Source organism: Agromyces sp. NPDC127015, from assembly GCF_042725165.1.
GTDB lineage: Bacteria > Actinomycetota > Actinomycetes > Actinomycetales > Microbacteriaceae > Agromyces > Agromyces chromiiresistens.
In genome coordinates this window covers 470355-493154 of record NZ_JBHXDI010000001.1, presented here as the reverse complement: position 1 = coordinate 493154, position 22800 = coordinate 470355, and the positions used below count along the sequence as shown (strand labels likewise).

24 protein-coding genes are annotated in these 22800 nt (G+C 71.4%); 2 read left to right on the top strand and 22 right to left on the bottom strand.

Annotation, left to right across the window (positions count from 1 at the left end; all coding sequences use genetic code 11):
- Positions 1-135: 135 nt before the first annotated feature.
- The 15 genes from rpsN to ACFWGP_RS02190 all read right to left on the bottom strand — a co-directional run bounded on the left by rpsN (position 136) and on the right by ACFWGP_RS02190 (position 13803).
- Positions 136-441, bottom strand: a complete 306-nt coding sequence (rpsN, locus tag ACFWGP_RS02260; RefSeq protein ID WP_231045429.1) for a 30S ribosomal protein S14 — start codon at positions 439-441, stop codon at positions 136-138.
- Positions 442-444: 3 nt separating this feature from the next.
- Positions 445-612 carry a 50S ribosomal protein L33 gene (gene rpmG, locus ACFWGP_RS02255; RefSeq protein ID WP_021760158.1) on the bottom strand — a complete coding sequence of 56 codons (168 nt, stop codon included), beginning with the start codon at positions 610-612 and terminating at the stop codon, positions 445-447.
- Positions 612-848 carry a 50S ribosomal protein L28 gene (gene rpmB / locus ACFWGP_RS02250; protein WP_231429328.1) on the bottom strand — a complete coding sequence of 79 codons (237 nt, stop codon included), beginning with the start codon at positions 846-848 and terminating at the stop codon, positions 612-614. The genes rpmG and rpmB overlap by 1 nt, the downstream gene beginning before the upstream one ends.
- A gap of 240 nt (positions 849-1088) precedes the next feature.
- Positions 1089-1781 (bottom strand): hypothetical protein, encoded by a 693-nt coding sequence (locus ACFWGP_RS02245; protein ID WP_231429327.1) that lies wholly within the window; start codon positions 1779-1781, stop codon positions 1089-1091.
- A gap of 43 nt (positions 1782-1824) precedes the next feature.
- Entirely contained in the window at positions 1825-2637 is an 813-nt protein-coding gene (locus ACFWGP_RS02240) for a trimeric intracellular cation channel family protein (protein WP_231429326.1), read from the bottom strand.
- Between the two features lie 100 nt (positions 2638-2737).
- A complete protein-coding gene (locus tag ACFWGP_RS02235) occupies positions 2738-4279 on the bottom strand; it encodes an amino acid permease (protein ID WP_275507025.1) in 1542 nt (513 codons plus the stop codon).
- 12 nt (positions 4280-4291) lie between these two features.
- Positions 4292-5665, bottom strand: a complete 1374-nt coding sequence (locus tag ACFWGP_RS02230) for a glutamate decarboxylase (protein ID WP_275507024.1) — start codon at positions 5663-5665, stop codon at positions 4292-4294.
- Positions 5666-5946: 281 nt separating this feature from the next.
- The gene (locus ACFWGP_RS02225; RefSeq protein ID WP_275507023.1) at positions 5947-6840 is read right to left on the bottom strand and encodes a glycine betaine ABC transporter substrate-binding protein; all 894 of its coding nucleotides are present in this window, start codon (positions 6838-6840) and stop codon (positions 5947-5949) included.
- Between the two features lie 151 nt (positions 6841-6991).
- Positions 6992-7954 (bottom strand): proline/glycine betaine ABC transporter permease, encoded by a 963-nt coding sequence (locus ACFWGP_RS02220; protein ID WP_275507022.1) that lies wholly within the window; start codon positions 7952-7954, stop codon positions 6992-6994.
- Positions 7951-9312: a glycine betaine/L-proline ABC transporter ATP-binding protein gene (locus ACFWGP_RS02215; protein WP_275507021.1), complete on the bottom strand. Its 1362-nt coding sequence runs from the start codon at positions 9310-9312 to the stop codon at positions 7951-7953. The genes ACFWGP_RS02220 and ACFWGP_RS02215 overlap by 4 nt, the downstream gene beginning before the upstream one ends.
- A gap of 321 nt (positions 9313-9633) precedes the next feature.
- A complete protein-coding gene (locus ACFWGP_RS02210) occupies positions 9634-10056 on the bottom strand; it encodes a Fur family transcriptional regulator (RefSeq protein ID WP_275507020.1) in 423 nt (140 codons plus the stop codon).
- A complete protein-coding gene (locus ACFWGP_RS02205; protein WP_231429319.1) occupies positions 10053-10895 on the bottom strand; it encodes a metal ABC transporter permease in 843 nt (280 codons plus the stop codon). Before ACFWGP_RS02205 ends, ACFWGP_RS02210 begins: the two co-directional genes overlap by 4 nt.
- Positions 10895-11884 (bottom strand): metal ABC transporter permease, encoded by a 990-nt coding sequence (locus tag ACFWGP_RS02200; protein ID WP_275507019.1) that lies wholly within the window; start codon positions 11882-11884, stop codon positions 10895-10897. Before ACFWGP_RS02200 ends, ACFWGP_RS02205 begins: the two co-directional genes overlap by 1 nt.
- 46 nt (positions 11885-11930) lie before the next feature.
- Entirely contained in the window at positions 11931-12713 is a 783-nt protein-coding gene (locus ACFWGP_RS02195; protein ID WP_231429317.1) for a metal ABC transporter ATP-binding protein, read from the bottom strand.
- 4 nt (positions 12714-12717) lie between these two features.
- A complete protein-coding gene (locus ACFWGP_RS02190) occupies positions 12718-13803 on the bottom strand; it encodes a metal ABC transporter substrate-binding protein (protein ID WP_376930032.1) in 1086 nt (361 codons plus the stop codon).
- Positions 13804-13958: 155 nt separating this feature from the next.
- Here ACFWGP_RS02190 and ACFWGP_RS02185 point away from each other — a divergent pair, with 155 nt between their 5' ends.
- A complete protein-coding gene (locus ACFWGP_RS02185; protein ID WP_231429315.1) occupies positions 13959-14447 on the top strand; it encodes a GNAT family N-acetyltransferase in 489 nt (162 codons plus the stop codon).
- Between the two features lie 83 nt (positions 14448-14530).
- Here the strand turns inward: ACFWGP_RS02185 and ACFWGP_RS02180 are convergent, their stop codons facing one another.
- The 4 genes from ACFWGP_RS02180 to ACFWGP_RS02165 all read right to left on the bottom strand — a co-directional run bounded on the left by ACFWGP_RS02180 (position 14531) and on the right by ACFWGP_RS02165 (position 19341).
- Positions 14531-15934 carry a dihydrolipoamide acetyltransferase family protein gene (locus ACFWGP_RS02180; RefSeq protein ID WP_376930031.1) on the bottom strand — a complete coding sequence of 468 codons (1404 nt, stop codon included), beginning with the start codon at positions 15932-15934 and terminating at the stop codon, positions 14531-14533.
- 50 nt (positions 15935-15984) lie between these two features.
- A complete protein-coding gene (locus ACFWGP_RS02175) occupies positions 15985-16950 on the bottom strand; it encodes an alpha-ketoacid dehydrogenase subunit beta (RefSeq protein ID WP_374201157.1) in 966 nt (321 codons plus the stop codon).
- 113 nt (positions 16951-17063) lie between these two features.
- Positions 17064-18197 (bottom strand): thiamine pyrophosphate-dependent dehydrogenase E1 component subunit alpha, encoded by a 1134-nt coding sequence (locus ACFWGP_RS02170; RefSeq protein ID WP_376930030.1) that lies wholly within the window; start codon positions 18195-18197, stop codon positions 17064-17066.
- 16 nt (positions 18198-18213) lie between these two features.
- Positions 18214-19341, bottom strand: coding sequence for a histidinol-phosphate transaminase (locus ACFWGP_RS02165; RefSeq protein WP_376930029.1), 1128 nt, complete (start codon positions 19339-19341; stop codon positions 18214-18216).
- Between the two features lie 86 nt (positions 19342-19427).
- Between ACFWGP_RS02165 and ACFWGP_RS02160 the strand changes: the two genes are divergently transcribed.
- The gene (locus ACFWGP_RS02160) at positions 19428-19811 is read left to right on the top strand and encodes a phage holin family protein (RefSeq protein WP_231429311.1); all 384 of its coding nucleotides are present in this window, start codon (positions 19428-19430) and stop codon (positions 19809-19811) included.
- A 9-nt stretch (positions 19812-19820) separates the two neighbouring features.
- Here the strand turns inward: ACFWGP_RS02160 and ACFWGP_RS02155 are convergent, their stop codons facing one another.
- From ACFWGP_RS02155 to ACFWGP_RS02145, 3 genes are all read right to left on the bottom strand, one after another.
- Positions 19821-21326 (bottom strand): hypothetical protein, encoded by a 1506-nt coding sequence (locus tag ACFWGP_RS02155; protein WP_376930028.1) that lies wholly within the window; start codon positions 21324-21326, stop codon positions 19821-19823.
- Positions 21323-21733, bottom strand: a complete 411-nt coding sequence (locus tag ACFWGP_RS02150; protein ID WP_231429309.1) for a hypothetical protein — start codon at positions 21731-21733, stop codon at positions 21323-21325. The genes ACFWGP_RS02155 and ACFWGP_RS02150 overlap by 4 nt, the downstream gene beginning before the upstream one ends.
- A gap of 101 nt (positions 21734-21834) precedes the next feature.
- A complete protein-coding gene (locus ACFWGP_RS02145; protein WP_376930027.1) occupies positions 21835-22737 on the bottom strand; it encodes an aminoglycoside phosphotransferase family protein in 903 nt (300 codons plus the stop codon).
- Positions 22738-22800: the final 63 nt, after the last annotated feature.

Here is a 22800-nt window from a genome sequence, read left to right as displayed (position 1 = left end):
GGTGGTGGCACCCGCACGGGGAGTCCCCCGTCGCCGGGCAACTCGTGTACCCCTCCCCGCGACGGCGGAGACGACAGAAGAGGGGCGCCCCGGAGAATCCGGAGCGCCCCTCTTCGTGAAGCGTGAAGCTACTGCTTACCAGCTCGACTTGGTGATGCCGGGCAGTTCGCCGCGGTGCGCCATGTCACGGAAGCGGACACGCGAGATGCCGAACTTCGAGAGGTTGCCGCGGGGGCGACCGTCGATGGCGTCACGCGAACGCACGCGCACCGGCGAGGCGTTGCGGGGAAGCTTCTGCAGGCCGACGCGGGCGGCCTCGCGGCTCTCGTCGGTGCCGTTGGGGTCGACGAGCGCCTTCTTCAGCTCGAGGCGCTTCGCCGCGTAACGGTCGACGATCACCTTGCGCTGCTCGTTGCGCGCGATCTTGCTCTTCTTCGCCATGTCTTAGCGCTCCTCTCGGAAGTCGACGTGCTTGCGCACCACGGGGTCGTACTTCTTGAGCACGAGGCGGTCGGGGTTGTTGCGACGGTTCTTGCGGGTCACGTAGGTGTACCCGGTGCCGGCCGTCGAACGGAGCTTGATGATGGGACGGATGTCCTGCTGCTTCGCCATTAGATCTTCACCCCACGAGCCTGCATGTCACGAACGACGGCCTCGATGCCACGGGCGTCGATGACCTTGATGCCCTTGGCGGACACGTTGATCGTGATGTTCCGACGAAGCGACGGCACGTAGTACGTCTTCTTCTGCACGTTCGGGTCGAAGCGGCGCTTCGTCCGGCGGTGCGAGTGCGAGATGTTGTGACCGAAGCCGGGAACGGCGCCGGTCACCTGGCACACTGCTGCCATTGGTTTCCTCCAATACCGAGGGGCGATGCCCCTCCCAAGGTCTCTTGTCTGCTGACGCTCACACGCCGAATCGCGCGATTTCTCGCGGTGATCTGCGTGGGATTGTCGCGGTCTGGGTAGTGGAAGTACCCAGCCAACGAGTCAGCTTACCAGACGCCCCGGTCGCGACCGAATTCCGGCCGGCGGATGCCTCGGCGCCGGCGCCCGTCGCACGTCGGCGCCGAAGCATCCAGAGCCGGATCAGGAGGCGGCGGCCGCCTCGTGCTCCTCGCGGAGCACCGTGCGTCGCGACAGCACGGCCGCGATGAAGAAGCAGAGCGCGCCGATCACCGTGCCGAGGTTCGTCCAGAACAGACTCACGAGATCGCCGGTCGTCGGGACGACGTAGGCGGCGACCGCCGAGACGCCGAAGGCGATCGAGCCGAGCAGGTTGAGGCCCGTGCCGTGCCAGGTGCGCGCGTCGCGGTCCCAGAGCCGCCCGCGGTCCCTCGTCGCGACGACCGCGAGGCCGCTCGAGACGAGGAACGCGATCGAGCCGAGTGCGTCGGGCCGCCAACCGACGCCGACCGCATCGGGATGCTGCACCGCCGCGACGAGCGCCGACCCGGTGCTCACGTTGAAGAAGAGCGTGCCGACGAACTGGATCGCCGCGGCGAACCAGTCGGCCCGGTCGGCGGCGTTCATGCCCCTCCGAGGCGGGCGGCGCCCGCTCAGGCTCAGCTGGATGAATCCCGCGGTCGTGAACAGCAGCGACCCGATGAAGAAGGTGACCGCGACGCCGACGTCGCCCGCCCACGCGGCGTACGCCGGGAGCGGGCCGACGAAGAAGCAGATCGACCCGAGCGCGAAGCCCCACGCCTCGCGGCGCAGGCGACGATCGCCCTGCGGGGTCGGGCGGGCCGGCCGATCCGGTGACGGCGCATCGCGTGCCATGCCCTCATCTTGGCCCATCCGCCCCGCCGGGGCGATCCTCGGGCTACTTCGCATCGCCCGGAGCACCGCCGTCGGCACCGGCCGGCGCCGCCGTCTCGACGACCAGGCCGAGGTCGCGCATCTCGCGCACCGACTTGCCCGCGAGCTTGCGGCCGAGCAGCGGTCGCCCGTTGCTGTGCTGGTAGACGCCCTTCGGCTCCCTCGCGAGCGGCTCCTCCCAGCCGAGGTAGAGCGCGAGCACGCGCAGGGTGAATCCGATGATGAAGGCGATCCCGGTCGCGAGCCACGTGTTCAGGCCGAACGCGTCGCAGACGATCCACACGAGCCCGGTGAGCGCCGCGATGCCGACGAACCACTCGCCGCGGATGAACTGCTTCGGCGGCACCCCGCTCGTGACGTCGATGAAGTAGCGCCCGGCGGTCGGGCCGACCACGGCGAGCGCGAGTGCGCCGAGGATGGGCAGCCCCGCCTCGACCGCCTTCTGCGCCCCGACGATCGCGTACCAGGGCAGCGAGAACGAGGTCATGAACTGGAACAGTCCCTCGCGGAACAGCTGCCCGCCCTTGAAGGCGAGCGCGTACCCGATGAGTCCCGCGACGAGGCAGAGCAGGATGTACGCCGGGTTGGTGAGCGCCGACGGCACGTCGCCGAGCAGCACGTCGCGAGCGACGCCGCCGCCGATGCCGCCTACGAGCGCCATCAGGAGGATGCCGACGATCGTGTAGTTGCGGTAGTGATCGGGACGGCGCGCGAGCAGCGCGCCGTTGAGGGCGTTCGTCGTCGCGGCGATCAGGTCGATCGTCGTGAAGTCACCGGTCCAGACGAAGTCGCCGAACGTGATCGGGGTGGCGCTCATGTCGAAGAGCATGACGGCCTTTCTGTCGCTGCGATGTTGTGATCGGGTGGGGTGCCGAACGGCCCACGGGATGCTCCCGTGGGCCGTTCGACGGGCGCGCTCAGCCGCTCGTCGCGGCGTCGCCCGGCGGTGCGGTCGAAGCGGCCGAGGCGGCCGGTGCCCCCTCGTCCTCCTGATGGGTGCCGCGCATGGCCTTCTCCTCGTCGGACCGCAGGTCCCAGGAGGGGCGGCGGAACGCGTAGAAGAGCAGCGGCGGCACTCCCAGCAGCAGGATGACGCCGAGCACCACCAGCGCGTACATGCCGGCCGACATCGAGTCGAAGCCGCTCGGCGGGATGAACGCGAGGCAGAAGGCGGCGAGGCATCCCAGGAACCCGACGCCCGCGATGAACCCCATCGCCGGCACGCGGTAGGCGCGCTTGACGTCGGGCTCCTTGCGGCGCAGCCGGATCGCGGCGGCGAACATGAGCATGTACATGATCAGGTAGAGCGCCGCGGCCATGTCGACGAGCGCGATGAACGCCGAGTTCACGTTGGGGATGAAGATGAACATCGCCGCGAGCAGCGTCACGATCGTGCCCTGCAGCATCAGGATGCCCGACTGCACCCCCTCCTTGTTGCGCTTCTGGAGTCCGCGCGGCAGCAGCCCCGACTCGGCGGCGGCGAGCAGGCCCTTCGACGGACCGGCGATCCAGGTGAGCACCGAGGCGAGCGCACCCGCCGCGATGAGCGCCGAGATGACGGGCGTCGCCCACGACATGCCGAACGTGTCGAAGTACTCCTGGAACGCGAGCATGATGCCGTTCGTGAGCCCCAGGTCCTTGTTCGGCACGGCGATCGCGATCGCGATCGTCGGCAGGATGAAGACCGCGAGGATCAGCACCGATGCGAGCAGGATCGACTTGGGGTAGCCGCGGCCGGGGTCCTTCATCTGGTTCACGTGCACGGCGTTCACCTCCATGCCCGCGTAGGCGAGGATGTTCGAGACGATCAGCACGATCGACGCGATGCCCGTGAACGGCGGGATCATGTTCGCCGCCCCGAGCGGCACCTCGCTCGGCTCGCCGGTTCCCAGCCAGATGAAGCCGAACACGATGAGCAGCGCGGCCGGGAAGAGCGTTCCGAGGATGCCGCCCCACGACCCGAGCTTCGCGAACAGGTTGCCGCCGCGGAGGGCGATGAGCGTCGACCCCCAGTACAGCACCAGGATGATGATCGCCGTGTAGAGGCCCGAGTTCGCGAGCGACGGGTCCATGAAGACGAACGCGATCGCCGCCGCGATGAAGGCGATCTGCGTCGGGTACCAGACGACGTTCTGGATCCATTGCAGCCAGACTGCGGTGAAGCCCCATCGATTGCCGAAGGCCTCCCGCACCCAGACGTAGACGCCGCCCTTCCACCCCGTCGCGAGCTCCGCCGCGACGAGCGCGGTGGGGATGAGGAAGAAGATCGCCGGGATGATGTACAGGGTCACGCTGCCGAGCCCGTAGACCGCCATCGCCGGCAGCGAGCGCAGGCTCGCGACCACGACGAGGGTGAGCAGGGCCAGCTGGCCGGCACCGAGGAATGCCGTGTGCGCCGTCTTCGGCGCAAGCGGGTGGTTCTTTCCGAGCCGTGGCGACTCGGTCGCCTGCTTGGTCATCTCAGTCGCCTCCTAGTGGTGGAACGCCGGACGGTTGCCCTCGACGGGCATCGGCGATTCGAGCTGGTCGAGGTAGGCGGTCTCGGACTGGATGTCGCGGAGCAGATCCGTGGCGAGGTCCATGCTGAGTCCGTTGCGGACGACGATGCGCTGCACCGTGCGGTCGGCCATGTTGTCGGGCAGCGGGTAGGCGGGCACGAGCCATCCCTTCTGCCGCAGGCGATCCTGCAGGTGGTACAGGTTCCAGTTGTCGGTGTGCCCCGGCTTGAGCCGCCAGGCGAAGACGGGGATGTCGGTGCCGTCGCTGATCAGGTCGAAGGCGCCGATCTCCGCGATGCCCTTGGAGAGGTACACGGCGACGTCCTGCGAGGCCTGTTGCACCGCGGCGTAGCCCTTGACGCCGAGCCGCAGGAAGAGGAAGTACTGCAGGAGCACCTGCGCCCCTGGACGCGAGAAGTTGAGCGCGAGCGTCGGCATCGAGCCGCCGAGGTAGCTCACCCGGAAGATGAGGTCGTCGGGCAGCACGTCGGCGGTGCGCCAGACGACCCAGCCGAGGCCGGGGTAGACGAGGCCGTACTTGTGACCCGAGGTGTTGATCGAGTGCACGCGCGGCAGCCGGAAGTCCCACTCGAGGTCGGGCTGGATGAACGGCGCGATCATCGCACCCGACGCGCCGTCGACGTGGATCGGCACGTCGAGCCCGGTCTTCGCCTGCAGCGCGTCGAGCGCCTCCGAGATCTGCTTGACCGGCTCGTACGCGCCCGTGTAGGTGACGCCCATGATCACGACGACGCCGATCGTGTTCTCGTCGACGTACTCCTCGAGCTGGGCGCCGTCGAGCATCGGGTACTCGTCGCTCACCGGCACGTAGCGCGGCTCGACGTCGAAGTAGTTGCAGAACTTCTCCCAGCAGACCTGCACGGCGCTCGACATGATCATGTTCGGCTTGGAGGCGTCCTTGCCGGCGGCGCGGCGGGCCTGCTGCCAGCGGCGCTTCATCGCGAGGCCGCCGAGCATCGCCGCCTCCGACGAGCCGATGGTCGACGTGCCGATCGTGCCGTCGGGGTCGGGCGAGTGCCAGAGGTCGGCGAGCATGCGCCAGCACTTCTCCTCGATCGCCGCGGTCTGCGGGTACTCGTCCTTGTCGATCATGTTCTTGTCGAACGCCTCGGTGTACAGCGCCTTGGCCTCGTCGTCCATCCACGTCGTGACGAAGGTCGCGAGGTTCAGCCGGGCGTTGCCGTCGAGCATGACCTCGTCGCGGATGATCTGGTACGCCGTCTGCGGCAGCGACTCGTTCTCGGGGATGCGGTGCCCCGTGGTGACCGTCGCCTCCCCCGGCCGTGCGAACCTCGGGGTGTACTCGTTGTCGGACTGCTCGGTCATCGTCATCCCTCCATGCGTTGCCGTGCGCGATGCCGTCGGGGCATCGCCGAGGTGCGCGAGCGAGAGGAGCCGTTCCCCCGAACGTCGCATCCGATCGCGATGCTAGACCTCGGCGGGCGGCGGCCGTGTCACGCAGATCGCATGAACCGCGCGACGGCGATGACCCTCGTTCGGGGGTGACGACGCTCCCGTCAGGATGACGCGGCGACATGACGACGGCGGGTGACGGACGCCGCGAGGCATCCACCACCCGCCGTGTCGTGTCGGCGGAGTCCGCTCCCTTACTCGGTGAGCCCGTCGACGTAGTCCTGGTTGTCGGCGATCCACTGCTCGACGACGGGCCCGTAGTCGTCGGTGTCGGCCTCGTTGAACATGGCGTTCTCGAGCGAGAAGAGCAGCTCGCTGTCCATCTCGAAGTCCTCGAGCCAGCCGCTCAGCGTCGGGAAGCTCGCCTCGAAGCTCTTGCCGCCGAACGCGTGGATGCCCTCGGCGTCGCCGAGCGCGCCCTCGGGGTCCTCGAGGTCCTTGAGCGGGAACGCGTCGTACGCCCAGTGCGGACGCCACAGGGTGACGGCGATGTTCTCGCCGGCCTTGGTCGCAGCCGTGAGCTCGGAGAGCATCGCAGGCGTCGAGCTCGTGAGGTACTCCACCTTCTCGAGGCCGTAGGTCGGGATGACCTCGTCCTCCGTCACCCGGTTGAGGCCCGACCCCGGCTCGATGCCGACGAGCCGGTTGCCGAACAGGTCGGCGTTCGCGGCGAGCTCGTCGAGCGAGTCGATCGGCGCGTCCTCGTTCACCGCGATGGTGAGCTTCGCGTCCTCGTTCCAGGCCCCGAGGTCGACGAGGTCGTCGCCGTACTGCTCGATGTAGTCGGCGTGCGTGATCGGCAGCCAGGTGTCGAGGGTGACGTCGTAGTCGTCCGACGTGAGGCCCGAGTAGACGGGAGCCGGGTCGGCGTACTCGAGCGTGACGTCGTAACCCTGCTCGGTGAGCACGGCCTTCCACAGCTCGCTCGCAGCGATGCCCTCGTCCCAGCCGTTGAACACGGCGATCGTGACGTCCTTGCGGTCGCCGTTCTCGAGGGTCTCGGCCGGTGCGCCGGCGGCGCAGCCGCTCAGGGCGAGCGTCGCGACGGCGCCGAGGGCGAGCGCCCCCGTGATGGTGCGGTGCTTCATGGTGCTTCCTTTCCTCCGCGAGCAGGGTCGCGGGTCGGGGTGAGGTCGATGCGAGCGCCGTCGGCCGGGCGGCGCTCGACGCAGGAGGACCTGTGTCGAGACGGCGGCCCGCCTCGATGCGACGCTTCGGTCATGGCGCGAGCGAGGCCGGTCAGCCGGTCGGGGCGGATGCCTCGGCGCGGGCGCCCGCCGCGACGGGCTCGGGCTGCCCGGGGCCGCGGCCCGCGTCGCCCGACCCGTGCCTCGTCGGCGCCGAGGCATCCCCTCGCTGTCGGCGCGGGCGCCGGGTCCGGGGGGCTCCGAGCGCTCCGGTGATGCGATCGAGGATGATCGCGAGGATCACGACGGAGATGCCCGCCTCGAATCCGAGTCCGACGTCGATGCGCGTGAGCGACTGCACGACGTCGCCGCCGAGTCCGCCCGCGCCGACCATGCCGGCGATGACGACCATCGACAGCGACAGCATGATGACCTGGTTGACGCCGGCCATGATGCTCGGCATCGCGAGCGGGAGCTGGATCTGGCGGAGGATGCGCCACGGCGACGAGCCGAAGGCGTGCCCCGCCTCGACCACCTCGCGGTCGACACCGCGGATGCCGAGCTCGGTGAGGCGCACCCCGGGGGCCATGGCGAAGATGATCGTCGCGACGATGCCCGGCACGACGCCGACGCGGAACAGGATGAGCGCCGGGATCAGGTACACCATCGCGGGCATCGTCTGCATGAAGTCGAGGATCGGCCGGATGACGCGCGACGCCCCGTCGGAACGGGCGGCGAGCACGCCCACCGGGATCGCCACGACGACCGCGATCGCGCTCGCGACGAGCACGAGGGCGAGGGTCGCCATCGCGTTGTCCCACTGGTCGACGCCGACGATCACGACGAGGCCGACGGCGGTGCCGACCGCGAGCTTCCAGCCCTTCGCGAACCAGGCGATCGCCGCGATCGCGAGGATGACGACCCAGAACGGCGGCGTCTGCAGCACGAACTCGACGAGGTCGTAGAAGCCGGCGAAGACATCGCGGACGACGCGGAAGAACCCGCCGAGCACCTCGGTGATGAAATCGATGAACGCGGCGACCCACTCGCCGAGCGGAAGGCGGAACTCGGTCATGCCAGGCTCCCCTCCCCCGCGACCACGGCGGGCGATGCGTCGGCCGGCACCGTCTCGACCGGCGGCGCGTCGGCGACCGCCGCCTCCGCACCCGCGGTGCGGTGCAGGGTCTCGGTGATGACGTCGACCGAGATCGTGGCCGGCGTGTCGATGATCACCTGCTCAGCGGTGTCCGTGCTGACGTTGCCGAGCGCGGCGAGCAGGGTCACCCTGGGCACGGCGCCGAGGAGGCGTCCCTCGCCGTCGACGACCGCGAGCGGGAGCTGGCTCTCGACGGCGCTGCCGAGCAGTTCGGCGAGGTGCTCGTCGACGCCCACGACCGGATGGTCGTCGCTGATCGCGAGGCCGAGATCCCGCTCGCCTCGCTGCACGAGGCGCAGCACGTCGCGGTCGTGCGCGACGCCGAGCAGGCGCCGGCCGTTGCCGACGACGAACACCATGGAGGTCTGCAGGTCGCGCATCGTGCGCAGTGCGGCACGCGGACCGGCCGAGGCGGTCGCGACCGCGCGCGGCGCCTCCATCACGTTGCCCGCGGTGAGCACGCGCGCCCGGTCGACGTCCTGCACGAAGTGGGCGACGTAGTCGTCGGCCGGATCGGTGAGGATCTCCTCGGCGGTGCCGATCTGCACCACCCGGCCGTCGCGCATCATCGCGATGCGGTCGCCGAGGAACATCGCCTCGTTCAGGTCGTGCGTGATGAACACGATGGTCTTGCCGAGCTCCTGCTGGAGTTCGACGAGCTGCTCCTGCATCTCGCGCCGGATGAGCGGGTCGAGCGCCGAGAACGCCTCGTCCATGAGCAGGATGTCCGTGTCGGCGGCGAGGGCGCGGGCGAGGCCGACGCGCTGCTGCATCCCGCCCGAGAGCGCCGAGGGAAGCGTGTCGCTCCAGCCGCCGAGGCCGACGCGCTCGAGGATGCGTTCGGCGCGGGCCCGGCGCTCGGCCGGCGGCACGCCCTGGATCTCGAGGCCGTAGGCGGCGTTCTCGAGCACCGTGCGATGCGGCAGCAGGGCGAAGTGCTGGAAGACCATCGACACCCGGCGGCGGCGCACGGCGCGCAGTCGCTTCGAGGCCACGCCGGTGATCTGCTCCCCCATCACGGTGACGGTGCCGTCGGTCGGCTCGACCAGCCCGTTGAGCATGCGGATGAGCGTCGACTTGCCCGAGCCCGAGAGGCCCATCACGACGAAGATCTCACCTCGCCGCACGTCGAAGTCGGCGTCGATGACCGCGGCGGTGCCGAGCGGCGCGAGTTCGTCGCGCCCGGCGCCCTGCCGCAGTCGCTGCAGTGCTTCGCGCGGCTTCCGGCCGAAGAACTTGGTGAGGTGGCGCACTTCGAGTGCGGTCGTGTCTGACATGGTCTGGCTCCCCGAGGGCGCGCGCCGATCACCGCGAACGCCGGGCGTTTCGCGGTCGAGTCCGGGCGCGCCGAACTCCTGGGTCACGGCCGGGTTGACGGCGAGTCGGAAGCCCGGCACTCAAGCCGGGCGCATCATGGGGGCGCCGGGCGAAACAGGGCTTCGTCGCAGCCGGCCATCGGGGCCGGATGCCTCGCCGCCGAACCATACGTTCCGATGATTCCCGTTCGGGAATATCGAACCGCGGACTGGGCGGACGGTCTTGCAGGACCGCACCCCACCGTAACGAGGTTCGTGGCGGAACCCAAACCGAGCACGGTTTTAACGGGCTCGATCAGGGCTTTCCGTCGTCGCCGCGAGTCGCGTGCAGTCGGCGCAGAGCCCGAACACGTCGACGACGTGCGCGGCCTCGGTGAACCCGTGCTCGGCGGCGATGCCCTTCGCCCAGGCCTCGACCTCGGTGGCTTCGATCTCGACCGTGAGCCCGCAGTTGCGGCAGATGAGGTGGTGATGGTGGCCCGCGGTCGAGCAGGCGCGGTACAGCGCCTCGCCGTCGGGCGACTGCAGCGAGTCGGCCTCGCCGCTCGAGGCGAGGTCGCCGAGCGCGCGATAGACCGTCGCGAGCCCGATCGGCGAACCGCTCGCGTGCAGCGCCGAATGCAGCGCCTGCGCGCTGATGAACCCCTCGGTCGTGTCGAGGGCCTCGCGCACGGCCTCGCGCTGCCAGGTGTTGCGTTTCATCATGCGATCCGTGCGCCCTCCGCGGTCTCGACGGGGATGTCGGTCCGCTTCAACGGTAGCGCGCGGAGCTTGGAGATCCCCAGCGCGAGCAGGAAGAACGCGGTCGCCGCGAGCGCGATCGCCGGGCCGGCCGCGACCGCGAACATGCGGGAGGCGAGGACGCCGATGACGCCCGACGCCGCGCCGATCACGGGCGCCGCCAGGAGCACGCCGCGGAACGAACCGGCCACGAGCCGCGCGGCCGCCGCGGGTGCCGCGATGAGCGCGATCGCGAGGATCGCCCCGACGGCGGGGAGCGAGCTCACGACCGAGGCCGCGGTGAGGCCGAGCACGACGAGCTCGATCGGCCATTCGCGGTAGCCCATCGCGCGGAACCCCGCCGGATCGAAGGTCGAGAACGCGATCTCCTTGCCGATGAGCGCGACCACCGCGATCGCGACCGCTGCCACACATGCCGCGAGCAGAATGTCTCCGTCGCTCACCGTCAGGATCGAGCCGACGAGCAGGCTCTCGGCGCGCACCGGGAGGCCCGGGAGGAGGGCCTGCAGCAGGGCGCCGGCCGCGAAACCGCCGGTGAGCACGATGCCGGCGGCGACTTGGGCACCCTGCCGGCGGACACGGGCGATGCCGGCCATGACCGCCACGAGCACGATCGAGGCCACGGCCGCACCGGCGGGCACGCTCACCCCGAGGGCCGCCGCGGCGACTGCGCCGGGATAGGTGCCGTGGGTGAGGGCCTGCGCGAAGAAGGTGCGCTTGCGCAGCACGACGAGCGCCCCGACGAATCCTGCGCCCACGCCGATGACGATGGCGGCGAGCAGCGCCCGCTCGAAGTAGCCCATCAGCGCTCCTCCCCGGCTCGCCTCGCACGCTCGGCGTGCTCGAGCGGCGCCGCAGGACGGCGCGCCCCTGTCCGCGCTGGCCGAGGAGCATCCGACGCCGGAGGAAGCGGCTCGAAGCCCGACCGCCCGACCCCGCTCCCCCGCACCCGTCCGGCCACTTGCGCGACCGCCAGTACGAGCGCGTACCCGAGCACGAACACGGCGACGATCGTCGCCCCGGCCGGCACGTCGACGCCGGCACCGACCGACACGGCGAATCCGGCCGCCAGCCCGAGCCATGCCGCCACTGCGGCGAAGCCGGCAGCGACGGGGAACAGCCACCACAGTCGCATCGTCACGAGCCGCGCCACCGCCCCCGGCACGATGAGCAGGGCGAGTACGAGCAGCGTGCCGACCGTGCTGGCTGCGGCCACGACCACGAGTGCGATCGCCGCGTTGAGCACGAGGTCGAGCACGAGCGCCGAATCTCCCGCAGCGCGACTCCCCCGGGCGTCGAAGGCCCTGAAGAGCTGCTGCTTGAGCGTGACCACGACCGCGACGAGCGCGACGCCGCTCACCGCGACCAGCGGCAGCACCTGGTCGGGCGGAATCGTGAGCACCCGACCGAACAGCAGCGCCTCGAGCTCACCCGCGTAGTCGCTGCTCTTCGAGACGACGATCACGCCGATGCTGAAGGCGGCCGTCAGCACGATGGCGATCGCGGCGTCCGACGTGATCCCGGCGCGGTCGAGCCAGGTGAGGGCGAGCGCACCGGCGAGGGCGGCGATCGCCGCGCCGGGGATCAGCCCGCTCGCACCGCCGACGGCGAGGCCGATCGCGAGTCCGGGGAAGACGGCGTGGGTCAGTCCGTCGCTGATGAACTCGAGCCCGCGCAGGTTCACGAGCACCCCGACGACGCCCGCGACGACGGCGAGCACGAGCATCACGACGAGGGCGCGCCCCATGAACGGGATCGCGAAGGCCGAGAACAGGGCGTCGACGATGGTCATCGGGCGCCGCTCCCCCGCCGCGACGGCTTATATGCCGATGCCCGCATCAATGTCCTTCGTGCCCGGGCACGACGAGGGTGTGCTCGTCGATCTCGACCTCGACGCCCTCGAAGCACTCCTGCACGTTGCCGAGGGTGAGCACGTCGTCGACCGGGCCGTGCGCGAGCTGGGTGCCGTTGACGAGCACCACCGAGTCGCAGACGAGCCGGGCGAGTTCGAGGTCGTGGGTCGAGACGAGCACGGCGACGCCGTCGGCCTTGAGCTGCCTGAGCGTCTCGACCAGCGCGTCGCGATTGGCCTGGTCGAGCCCGTTGAACGGCTCGTCGAGGAGGAGCAGCGCGGGTTGCGAGGCGAGCGCCCGGGCGAGCAGGCCGCGCTGCCGCTGGCCGCCGGAGAGCTCGCCGAACGGGCGCTTGGCGAGTTGCGCAAGGCCCACCCGGTCGAGCGCCTGTGCGACCGCTGCGCGGTCGGCGCGCCCCGGCCAGCGGAGGAGCCCAAGGCCGCGATACCGCCCCTGCATGACGACCTGCTCGAGGCTGATCGGGAAGTCGGCGTCGAGCTCGGCCGACTGCGGCAGGAACGCGACCATTCCGTTTCGGGAATGCGACGGGCGTTCCGACGCGCGGGCGCCGCCGAGCTCGAGCGTGCCGGCCGTTCGCGGCACCAGCCCGAGGATGCCCTTGAGCAGCGTCGACTTGCCCGCGCCGTTCGGCCCGATGAGCGCCACGGCCTCGCCGCGGCCGATCTCGAGGTCGAGGCCGGCGACGCCGGCGCCGCCCGGATGGGTGAACGCCGCACCGGTCAGCCGCAGCACGGGGGAGTGGGTCATGCCGTCATCCTTGCAGTGCCGCCGGCAGCGGGGAAGGCTCGACGCCCCACGACTCGAGGATGAGCCGCGCGTTGTGCACCTGGCTGCCGAGGTAGCTCTCGCCGTCGCTGCCGGCCGCGCCGAGCGAATCGCCGTAGAGCGCGTCGGGTCCGGAGTACACCGTCGCCCCCGACTCGGCCCCGATCGTCTCGGCCGCCTTCGGCGAGATCGACGCCTCCGAGAACACCGCCTTCACACCGGTGTCGCGGATCTTCGCGACGAGGTCGTCGATCTCGGCGGCGCTGGGCTCGGCGTTGTCGTCGAAGCTGGGGATGATGCTGCCGACGAAGGTGATGTCGTACGCGTCGACGAAGTAGGTGAACGCATCGTGGTTCGTCACGAGCAGCCGGTCGGCGACCGGAACCTGTTCGACGTTCTCGGCGATCCACTCGTCGAGCGCGTCGAGCTGCTCGAGATAGGCCGTCTCGTTCGCCTCGACCGCGTCGGCGTCGATGCCGGGCACCTCGGCGAGGCCGTGCGCGATGTTCTCGACCATGTGCTCTGCGAGCTCCGGGTCGGTCCAGATGTGCGGGTTGCCGTCGCCGTGATCGTGGCCGTCGTGATCGGCCGCCGACCCGGCCGCCGGGTCCTCGGACTCATGCTCGGACGACGACTCGTCGTCGTGCCCCGAGTCATCCGTCTCGTGCTCGTGGTCGTCGGTGCCGTACAGCTCGATGCCCGTGCTGGCGTCGATGAGCACGCCGTCGAAGCCCGAGGCCTCGACCGCGTCGTCGAGCCAGCTCTCGAGGCCGGCGCCGTTGACGACGAGCGCATCGGCATCGCTCAGCGCGAGCAGCTGCGCGGCCGAGGGGTCGAACCCGTGGGCGCTCTGGCCGGGGGAGAGCAGCTGGGTGACCTCAGCCTCGTCGCCGGCGAGCTCGCGCGCGAAGTCGCCGACCTGGGTCGTGGTGGCCACGACCCGCGGCGCGTCGGCGCTCGCGCCGGCCGCCCCGGGGCCTGCGCAGCCCGCGAGCGCCAGTGCGCCGACGGCACCGAGCCCAACGGCGGTCGTGGCGGTGAGCATGCGGCGAGGTCGGGGGAGCGTCGTCATGCCTCCACCCTAGGTGTTATTGATAATGATTGTCAAAACCATCTGGCGGCGCGAAGCGTCGAGGGGGAGCCCGGGTGATCTCGAAGCCCCGCGTCAGCCGCCGCGCTGTGGACAACCCTTGGCGTGTGTCGTCGGGTCGTGCAAGAGTGAAGTACGTGGATACGACGACGACACCCGCGCTCACGTTGCATCCGTTCACCGTCGCCGATGCCGAGCGCGTGCTCGCGGGCGAGGTCGATCCGCACGATGGCTGGGAGGGCGCCTACGCCTTCACCGACGAGCCCGAGCTCCTCGCCGAGTACGTGCAGGCGGTCCGTGAGAGCGGCGACCCCGCGCCGTTCGGACCGTACCTCGTGCATCGCGGCGAAGACGGACCGGCCATCGGGGGAGTGAACCTGTTCGGCCCGCCTGGCCCCGACGGGGCCGTCGACTTCGTGTTCGGGCTCGTCCCGGCGGTGCGCGGCCAGGGCCTGGCGCTGCACACGATCCACGCGGCCGTGGAGCTCGCCCGCTCGGCGGGCGCACGCATCGTGCGCGCCGAGGCCGAGGTCTCCAACCTGCCGGCCCGTCGCACGCTCGAGCGCGCCGGCTTCGCCGAGGCCGGCCGCACGCCCGACGCGATCACGTACGAGATCCGCCTGTAGCCGACCTGTCGCGCCCACGCTCCTCGGCCGGTCCGCGGCGCACGATAGCTGCGGCGACGCCGTGGAGCGGGGCGAGCGGCCCACTACTCGAGCAGCAGCGCCGGCTCCTCGATGATCGAGGCGACGTCGGCCACGAAGCGCGAGACGACGTCGCCGTCGACGACGCGGTGGTCGAACGAGCCGCCGATCGTCGTCACGAAGCGCGGGCGCACCTCGCCGTCGACGACCCACGGCTTCTGCTTGATCGTGCCGAGGGCGACGATGCCGACCTCGCCCGGGTTCAGGATCGGCGTGCCGGTGTCCATGCCGAAGACGCCGATGTTCGTGATCGTGATGGTGCCGCCCTGCATCTCGGCGGGCTGGGTCTTGCCCTCGCGGGCAGTGAGCGTCAGCTGCTCGAGGGCAGCCGCGAGCTCGACCATCGACATGTCCTGCGCGTTCTTGACGTTCGGCACGATGAGGCCGCGCGGCGTCGCCGCCGCGATGCCGAGGTTCACGTAGTGCTTGACGATGATCTCGTCGTCGGTCCACTGCGCGTTCACGGTGGGATTGCGCCGCACCGCCCAGAGCATCGCCTTCGCCATGATGAGCAGCGGTGAGATCTTGATGCCGGCGTAGTCGGGGGAGGCCTTGAGCCGCTTCAGGTACTCCATGGTGCGCGTGGCGTCGACGTCGACGAAGACCGACACGTGGGGCGCCGAGTACGCGCTCTGCACCATCGCGTTCGCGATCGCCTTGCGCACGCCCTTCACGGGGATGCGGGTCTCGCGGTCGGCCGGCGCCTCGGGCGTCTGGATGTTGCGGAAGACGCTCGCCTGGCTCGCCTCGCGGATGACGTCGTCGCGCGTCACGTCGCCGATCGGCCCCGTCGGTGCGACGCGCGAGAGATCGACGCCGAGATCCTTCGCGAGCTTGCGGATCGGCGGCTTCGCGATCACCGGAACGTGCGGCTCGGGCTTCGCCTCGGCACGGGCTGCGGGGGCGGGATGCGTCGTGGCGGGCGCCGCCGGCGGAGTGGGGGCCAGCACCGCGGGAGCCGCCGGCGGGGCCGGCGCGGGGTGCGGAGCGAGGTTCACGTGGGCGCCGTTCGGCGCCGGGTGGCGGCGACGACGGGTCGCTGCCGGGCCCGACGAACCGTGCCCGACGAGCACGGCGCCGCTGCCCTCCGCCTCGGGCGCGGGCGCAGGTTCGGCGGGAGCCGAGGTCGCACCGGCTTCGGGCGCCCCGGCGGGCGCCGTGCCCGCGGCATCCGTCTGGATCACGAGGATGGGCGTGCCGACGTCGACCGTCGCGCCCTCGTCGACGAGCAGCTCGGAGACGACGCCCTCGAACGCGCTCGGCAGCTCGACGAGCGACTTCGCGGTCTCGATCTCGACGAAGACCTGGTCGAGCGAGATGCGATCGCCCGGCGCGACGCGCCACTGCACGATCTCGGCCTCGGTGAGGCCCTCGCCGACATCGGGAAGGGGGAATCGGATCTCGCTCATCAGTCTTACCCTCGCAGTCGAGTCATGCCGTCAGCGTCATACGAGCCGGGTCAGTACGCCAGGGCGCGATCCACGGCTTCGAGCACCCGGTCGGGGCTCGGGAGGTACTCGGTCTCGAGTGCGGCCGGCGGGAACGGCGTGTCGAAGCCCGACACGCGCAGCACGGGCGCCTCGAGCGAGTAGAACGCCCGCTCGGCGACGGTCGCCGCGATCTCGGAGCCGACCGACACGTTGCCGTAGGCCTCCTGCGCGACGACGAGGCGACCGGTGCGGTGCACCGAGTCGAGCAGCGGGCCGTAGTCGATGGGGGAGAGCGAGCGCAGGTCGACGACCTCGACGCTCGTGCCCTCTTCGGCCGCGATGTCGGCGGCCTGCAGCAGCGTCGAGACCATCGCGCCGTGGCCGACGACGGTGACGTCGGTGCCCTGGCGCATCACTCGGCTCGCGTGCAGCGGCAGTCCCGCGTGATCGAGGTCGACCGGGCCCTTGGGCCAGTACCGGCTCTTCGGCTCGAGGAAGAGCACCGGGTCGTTCGACTCGATCGCCTCGCGCACCATCCAGTAGGCGTCGTGCGGGTTCGACGGGCTCACCACGCGCAGGCCGGGAGTGTGCGCGAAGTACGCCTCGGGGCTCTCCTGGTGGTGCTCGATCGAGCCGATGTGGCCGCCGTACGGCACGCGGATGACGACGGGCATCGTGACGCGGCCCTCGTGTCGCAGCGTCTGCCGCGCGAGTTGCGTCGTGATCTGGTCGAAGGCGGGGAAGATGAAGCCGTCGAACTGGATCTCGCACACCGGGCGGTAGCCGCGCATCGCGAGGCCGATCGCCGTGCCGACGATGCCCGACTCGGCGAGCGGCGTGTCGAGCACCCGCTTCTCGCCGAACTCGGCCGACAGCCCCTCGGTGACGCGGAACACGCCGCCGAGCGGTCCGATGTCCTCGCCCATGAGCAGCACCTTCTCGTCGGCGCGCATCGCGTCGGCGAGGCCGGCGTTGATGGCCTTCGCCATCGACATGGTGTGCACGCCGCGCACGGCGTCGGCCGGCGCGGCCGACTCCGTCGCGACATCCGTGAGGGATGCCTCGGCCGTCGTGTCGCTCGTCACGCGTACCTCCTCGTCGATGCCGCTCACGCCTCGCCTCCCTCGAACGAGGTCTCGAACGCGTCGAGCCAGGCGAGCTGCTCGGTCATGAGCGGGTGCGGCTCGCTGTAGACGTGGGAGAAGATCGTCTCCCGCGTCGGCGCCTCGAGCTCGAGCGTGCGCCGGCGCACGTCGGCCGAGAGGTCGGCGGCCTCCTGGTCGACCTCGTCGAAGAACGCGGCGGAGGCTCCGCGGCCCTCGAGCCACGTGCGGTAGCGGATGATCGGGTCGCGCTCGGCCCAGTAGGCCACCTCGTCGTCGGTGCGGTACTTCGTCGGGTCGTCGGCCGTCGTGTGCGCACCCATGCGGTAGGTGAGCGCCTCGATGAAGCTCGGGCCCTCGCCGGCGCGCGCTTCCTCGAGCGACTGGCGGGTGACCGCGTAGCTCACGAGGACGTCGTTGCCGTCGATGCGCACGCTCGGCATGCCGAAGCCGGCGCCGCGCAGCGACAGCGGGCTGCGCGACTGCCGCGAGACGGGCACCGAGATCGCCCACTGGTTGTTCTGCACGAAGAACACCTGCGGCGTCTGGTAGCTCGCGGCGAAGACGAGCGCCTCGCTCGCGTCGCCCTGCGAGGTCGAGCCGTCGCCGTAGTAGACGAGCACGGCCGCGTCGGTCTCGGGGTCGCCCGTCGCCGTCGCGCCGTCGAACTGCAGGCCCATCGCGTAGCCGGTGGCGTGCAGCGTCTGCGAGGCGAGCACGAGCGTGTAGAGGTGGAAGTTGCCGCTCTCGTCGGGGTTCCACCCGCCCTGGGTCACGCCGCGCAGCAGCGCGAGGATGCCCACCGGGTCGAGCCCGCGGATCATGCCGACGATGTGCTCGCGATACGAGGGGAAGAGATGGTCCTGCGGGCGCGCGGCATGCGCGGAGCCGACCTGCGCGGCCTCCTGGCCGTGGCTCGGCACCCACAGTGCGAGCTGGCCCTGCCGCTGCAGGTTGGCTCCCGTGAGGTCGAGCCGGCGCGACACCGCCATGTCGCGGTAGAAGCGCTGCAGGGTCTTGTCGTCGAGCGCCTCGACGAGGGGCAGGTACGGCTCGGCCTCGGGGGTCGGTCGCAACTGGCCCTCAGGGGTCAGGAGCTGGACCGTCGGCGCGGTGAAGTCTCTCTCGCGGGCTGCCACCGTTCCACGCTACCCGCTATGCGGGACGCCCTTCTTGTGAGGCCGGTACAAGCTCACTGAGAATCGTGAGGAGGGTTTCGACAGACTCCGGCTCGCCGATCGAGATCCGGATGCCGTCGGGGGCGAACGCCCGCGTCACGAGGCCGGCGTCGAAGAGGCGCTCGGCGACCTCGGCCGTCGCCTCGCCGCTCGGCAGCCAGATGAAGTTGCCCTGCGCCTGCGGAATCGGCCAGCCCTGTGCGATGAGCGCAGCCCGCACCCCGTCGCGGCGCGCGGCGATCACGCCGACCCGGTCGAGCAGCTCGGCCTCGGCCGCAGGCTCGAGCGAGGCGATGGCCGCCGCCGACGAGGCCGCCGTGACGCTCAGGGGGATGACCGTCGCGCGCGCGGCGTCGAGGATCGGCACGGGCCCGATCGCATACCCGACGCGCAGGCCCGCGAGACCGTACGCCTTCGAGAAGGTGCGCAGGATGACGAGGTTCGGGTACCGGCCGAGCAGGGTGCGGCCGTCGACGGCCTCATCGACCGAACCGGGGCCCTCGCGGTCGACGAACTCGATGTACGCCTCGTCGAGCAGCACGAGCAGGTCGGACGGCACCTTCGCCATGAACGCCTCGAACTCGGCGGCCGTGACGACGACACCGGTCGGGTTGTTGGGGGAGCACACGATCGCCACGCGCGTGCGCTCGTTGATCGCGGCGGCCATGGCATCGAGGTCGTGGCCGTGGTCGGGGCGATTCGGCACCTGCACGCTCGTCGCGCCGGACACCGTGACGAGGCCCGGGTACGCCTCGAACGAGCGCCACGAGTAGACGACCTCGTCGCCGGGCGCGGCCGCGGCCTGGATGAAGGCGGCGAGCAGCGCGACCGACCCGGCGCCGACGAGCACCTCGTCGGCGGTCACGCCGAAGCGGGCACCGAGTCGTTCGCGCAGCGCCAGCGCCGTGGCATCGGGATAGCGGTTGACCGTCGCACCGGTCGACGCGACCGCCGAGGCGACCGAGGGCAGCGGATCGAACGGGTTCTCGTTGCTCGACAGCTTGTAGCCGTCGGCCGGGGCAGGGCGGCCCTGCCGGTACGGGGGAAGGGCGGCGATCTCGGGGCGCAGGCGAACGCCTGCGCGCGAAGGCTCCGGTGCGGTCACGCGTTCAACCGTACCGCCTCGCCCCGCGGAACTCCTCGCCCGGCGGGGCTCTTCGCCCGGCGGGCGCGGTCTGACAGAGTGGGGGCATGCGCTTCATCGTCAAGGTCATCGTCATCGCCTTCGCGCTCTGGCTGACGACGCTCATCGTCTCGGGCGTGAACGTGGTGCCGTACGACGACACCGACATGGCACGGGTGCTGACGTACCTGCTCGTCGCGCTCATCTTCGGCCTCGTCAACGCGATCGTCGGCACGTTCATCAGGGTCGTCGCGTTCCCGATCTACGTGATCACGCTCGGCCTCATCTCGTTCATCGTGAACGGGCTGCTCCTGCTCATCGTCGACTGGATCAGCGACCTCATGGGCTTCGGCCTCGTCGTCGACAGCTTCTGGTGGGGCGTGCTCGGCGCGCTCGTGCTCGGACTCATCAGCTGGCTGATCGGGCTCGTCGTGCGACCCTCGAAGGACTGACCGCACGCCTCACTGCCGCCGGGCGACCCACTCGCTCACCGCGCCCTCGCCGCCGCCCGTGAACGCCAGCAGCTCGCGGAACTCCGCGAGCCGCGGGTCGTCGGACTCGTCCATCAGCGCCGCGGTCTGCCGATAGCGCTCGAGCGAGTGCGCCGGCAGGATCTCGCCGTCGTACGACCGGCCGGGTTCGAGCGCGTCGCGTGCGACCACGATGCGCTCGGGCGACGGGTGACCCGCCCCGCCCAGCGCGGGTACGAGGTCTTCGGTGTGCTCGACGGCGACGTTCGGCACGCCCGGCCGCGTCGGCGCCGAGTCGTTCGGCCCGCCGAGGTCGAGCGCCCCGATGACGCCCAGGGACGGGTCGCCCGCGAGCCTCGCCCCGATGATGCCGCCGCCCGAGTGCCCGGCCACGAGCACCGGGTCGTCGGGCGCGATGCCCGCGGCCGACATCGCCTCGCGCACCGCGCGTTCGCCCGCGCCTGATGAGGCACCCGCGCGCCGCAACGCGTCGAGCGGCGAGTCGTCGGCGATGCCGTGCAGGTTGTTCACCATGTCGAAGGGCTGCTCGCCCGCGACGACCCCGAGTTCGACGGTGCCGCTGACGTACACCACCCATCGCGGGTCGCCGGGCTCGCCGTAGCGCTCGATGCGGATCTGCGGCCCCTCACCGCCCGGAATGCGGCCCGCGAGGTCGCCGAAGCCGGCCGGCGCCCGCACCGTGCGTTCGGGGCCCTCGGACGGATGGCCGCCGGGCGCATGGCCGTCGCCCGCCCGGTCGTCGCGATCCGTGCGGCGAACGCGGACGGGTCCGTCGACGAGCGCCGGCGCACGGAGCGCCGCGGCGAGCGCGAGCAGCACCGACGCGCTCTCGGGCGCCCCGACATGCGGCCCGATCAGGGCGGCGAGCTTCTCACCGCCCGGCACGTGCAGGGCGCCGAGCACGAACTCGTCGACCGAGTCGACGGCAGCGCGGACCGCGCGCACGAACAGCGGGTCGGACAGCACGCCCCGGTTGGCCGCGAGCCACTCGTCGAGCGCGGTCGCGCCCCACACCTGCCGGGCCGACGTGTTCGCCCCCGCGGCGAGCGCGACCCCGCCGGCGAGGGCGGCACCACCGGGTGAGACCAGGAACGAGCCGAGCAGATACCCGGCGACGCCGCCGCCGACCCGCCAGGCGCCGTCGACCAGCTGTTCGGTCAGGCCGTAGCGCTCGGCGCTCGCGATCAGCGCACTGCGCAGCTCGTCACCCTCGGCCCGGCGGTCGCGCAGCGCGCACTCGAGACGGTGGGTGGCCCCGGCGGGGTGCGGCCCGTTCCAGAGCGTCTGCCGGCCGGCGAAGCCGCCGGCATCGCGGTCGGCGCCGAGCGCGTCGAGTTCGACCGCCAGTCCGGCGGCGTCGCCGGCGGCGGCTTCGAGCGCGGCGACGGCGGCGCCGAGGCGAGCTGCGTCGGCGAACAGGTCGTCGGTCGCGACGGCGGTCGTCCCCCCGCCCGAGATCGTGATGGCGTCGCTCATGCCGCACCCCGGCGCTCGTCGGCGACCCGCAGCATGCGTGCCTGCTCGGCGAGGTCGGCGGCGCGCCGGGCCTCTTCGGCGGCGCGCACGTCTCGCTCGGCCTGTTCGTACGCGGCGATCTCATCGCCCATGCGCCGGATGCGCTCGTCGAGCTCGACGACGGCCTGATCGAGCAGGCCGACCGCGGCGAGCGCACCCGACCTGAGCTCGTGCAGCCGTTCGGCGTAGCGGTCGGCCGCCTGCGAGCGCCACGATCCGCCGTCGGGCGGCAGCATCGCCGCGGCGTGCCCGATCGCGGTGCGCAGCGGCGCGAACCGCCCCCGCAGCATCGTCGCGCGATCGAGCTCGTCGCGGGTCGCGCAACCGCCGCCCGTGAGCGCGAGCAGCCATTCGTCCGAGGCATCCATGCCGGTCAGCCTGCCGGTGCGCCGCGGCCTCCACGATCGTGCGGGCCGCGCCTGTGCACCCGCGCACGCCGACGGCGAGTGTGGAGGACGGGTGGGCGGGCTCAGCCGACGAGCACCTGCGCGAGCGCGAAGCGCCCGAGGCGCCCGATCGGTCCCGATCCGTCGAGTTCGTCGACGACCGCGCTGCCCCAGACGAGCGCCCAGCCGCGGGCGCGCCGCCACGTCGCCGCGTCAACCTGCCGGCGCCGCTCGACCTCGCTCCGGAAGGCGGCCCGACCGGTGGCGCCGAACGTCAGCCAGGCCGTCGCGAGATCGGTGGCCGGGTCGCCCGCGGTCAGGTCGCCGAAGTCGATCACCGCGGCGAGATCACCGGATGCCTCGACCACGAGATTGCCGGGATGCAGGTCTCCGTGCAGCCAGGACGGCGGGCCGTGCCACGCGGGCGCCCCGAGCGCATCGCTCCAGAGGTCGCGCAGGGCCGCCACGTCGAGCCCGTCGAGATCACCGGTCGCCGCGCGCACCGCGAACCGGTCGAGCCGGGCGCGCACCGCCTCGTCGCGCACGCTGAGCGGTACGCCGCGATACGGGTTGCGGGGGGCGCCGTCGGGCGCCGGCACCGCCATCGCATCGACGAATCCGGCGAGCGCGGGCGCGAGGATCGCACGGCGTGCGGCCGACGCCTCGGCCGCCACGGTGCCCGTGAACCACGGCACGATGCTCCACGGCGCGTCGAACCCCAGGTCGGGGGCGGGGCGACCGATGCGAACCGGCGCGGGCACGGCGACCGGCAGCCGTGCGGCGAGCCCGGGCAGCCAGCGCTGCTCGTGCGCGATGAGCGGCACCGCCACCAGCCGCCGCGGCAGCCGCACCGCGAGCACGTCGCCCAGGCGGAGGATCGCGTTGTCCCACCCGTTCGCGACGAGTTCGAGCGGGCCCGCCAGGTCGGGATGCTGCCGCTGCACGAGCCGCGCCGCGAGCTCGGTGTCGACCTCGAAGTCCGGCACCGGGGCATCCATCGTCATCTCCACCCATTCCTGAAAGCCGCATTCTCCTCCACAATGGAACCC

Coding starts and splice junctions, on each gene's coding strand:
- rpsN (WP_231045429.1), bottom strand. CDS start 441: ATGGCGAAGAAGAGCAAGATCGCGCGCAACGAGCAGCGCAAGGTGATC.
- rpmG (WP_021760158.1), bottom strand. CDS start 612: ATGGCGAAGCAGCAGGACATCCGTCCCATCATCAAGCTCCGTTCGACG.
- rpmB (WP_231429328.1), bottom strand. CDS start 848: ATGGCAGCAGTGTGCCAGGTGACCGGCGCCGTTCCCGGCTTCGGTCAC.
- ACFWGP_RS02245 (WP_231429327.1), bottom strand. CDS start 1,781: ATGGCACGCGATGCGCCGTCACCGGATCGGCCGGCCCGCCCGACCCCG.
- ACFWGP_RS02240 (WP_231429326.1), bottom strand. CDS start 2,637: ATGAGCGCCACCCCGATCACGTTCGGCGACTTCGTCTGGACCGGTGAC.
- ACFWGP_RS02235 (WP_275507025.1), bottom strand. CDS start 4,279: ATGACCAAGCAGGCGACCGAGTCGCCACGGCTCGGAAAGAACCACCCG.
- ACFWGP_RS02230 (WP_275507024.1), bottom strand. CDS start 5,665: ATGACCGAGCAGTCCGACAACGAGTACACCCCGAGGTTCGCACGGCCG.
- ACFWGP_RS02225 (WP_275507023.1), bottom strand. CDS start 6,840: ATGAAGCACCGCACCATCACGGGGGCGCTCGCCCTCGGCGCCGTCGCG.
- ACFWGP_RS02220 (WP_275507022.1), bottom strand. CDS start 7,954: ATGACCGAGTTCCGCCTTCCGCTCGGCGAGTGGGTCGCCGCGTTCATC.
- ACFWGP_RS02215 (WP_275507021.1), bottom strand. CDS start 9,312: ATGTCAGACACGACCGCACTCGAAGTGCGCCACCTCACCAAGTTCTTC.
- ACFWGP_RS02210 (WP_275507020.1), bottom strand. CDS start 10,056: ATGATGAAACGCAACACCTGGCAGCGCGAGGCCGTGCGCGAGGCCCTC.
- ACFWGP_RS02205 (WP_231429319.1), bottom strand. CDS start 10,895: ATGGGCTACTTCGAGCGGGCGCTGCTCGCCGCCATCGTCATCGGCGTG.
- ACFWGP_RS02200 (WP_275507019.1), bottom strand. CDS start 11,884: ATGACCATCGTCGACGCCCTGTTCTCGGCCTTCGCGATCCCGTTCATG.
- ACFWGP_RS02195 (WP_231429317.1), bottom strand. CDS start 12,713: ATGACCCACTCCCCCGTGCTGCGGCTGACCGGTGCGGCGTTCACCCAT.
- ACFWGP_RS02190 (WP_376930032.1), bottom strand. CDS start 13,803: ATGACGACGCTCCCCCGACCTCGCCGCATGCTCACCGCCACGACCGCC.
- ACFWGP_RS02180 (WP_376930031.1), bottom strand. CDS start 15,934: ATGAGCGAGATCCGATTCCCCCTTCCCGATGTCGGCGAGGGCCTCACC.
- ACFWGP_RS02175 (WP_374201157.1), bottom strand. CDS start 16,950: ATGTCGATGGCGAAGGCCATCAACGCCGGCCTCGCCGACGCGATGCGC.
- ACFWGP_RS02160 (WP_231429311.1), top strand. CDS start 19,428: ATGCGCTTCATCGTCAAGGTCATCGTCATCGCCTTCGCGCTCTGGCTG.
- ACFWGP_RS02155 (WP_376930028.1), bottom strand. CDS start 21,326: ATGAGCGACGCCATCACGATCTCGGGCGGGGGGACGACCGCCGTCGCG.
- ACFWGP_RS02150 (WP_231429309.1), bottom strand. CDS start 21,733: ATGGATGCCTCGGACGAATGGCTGCTCGCGCTCACGGGCGGCGGTTGC.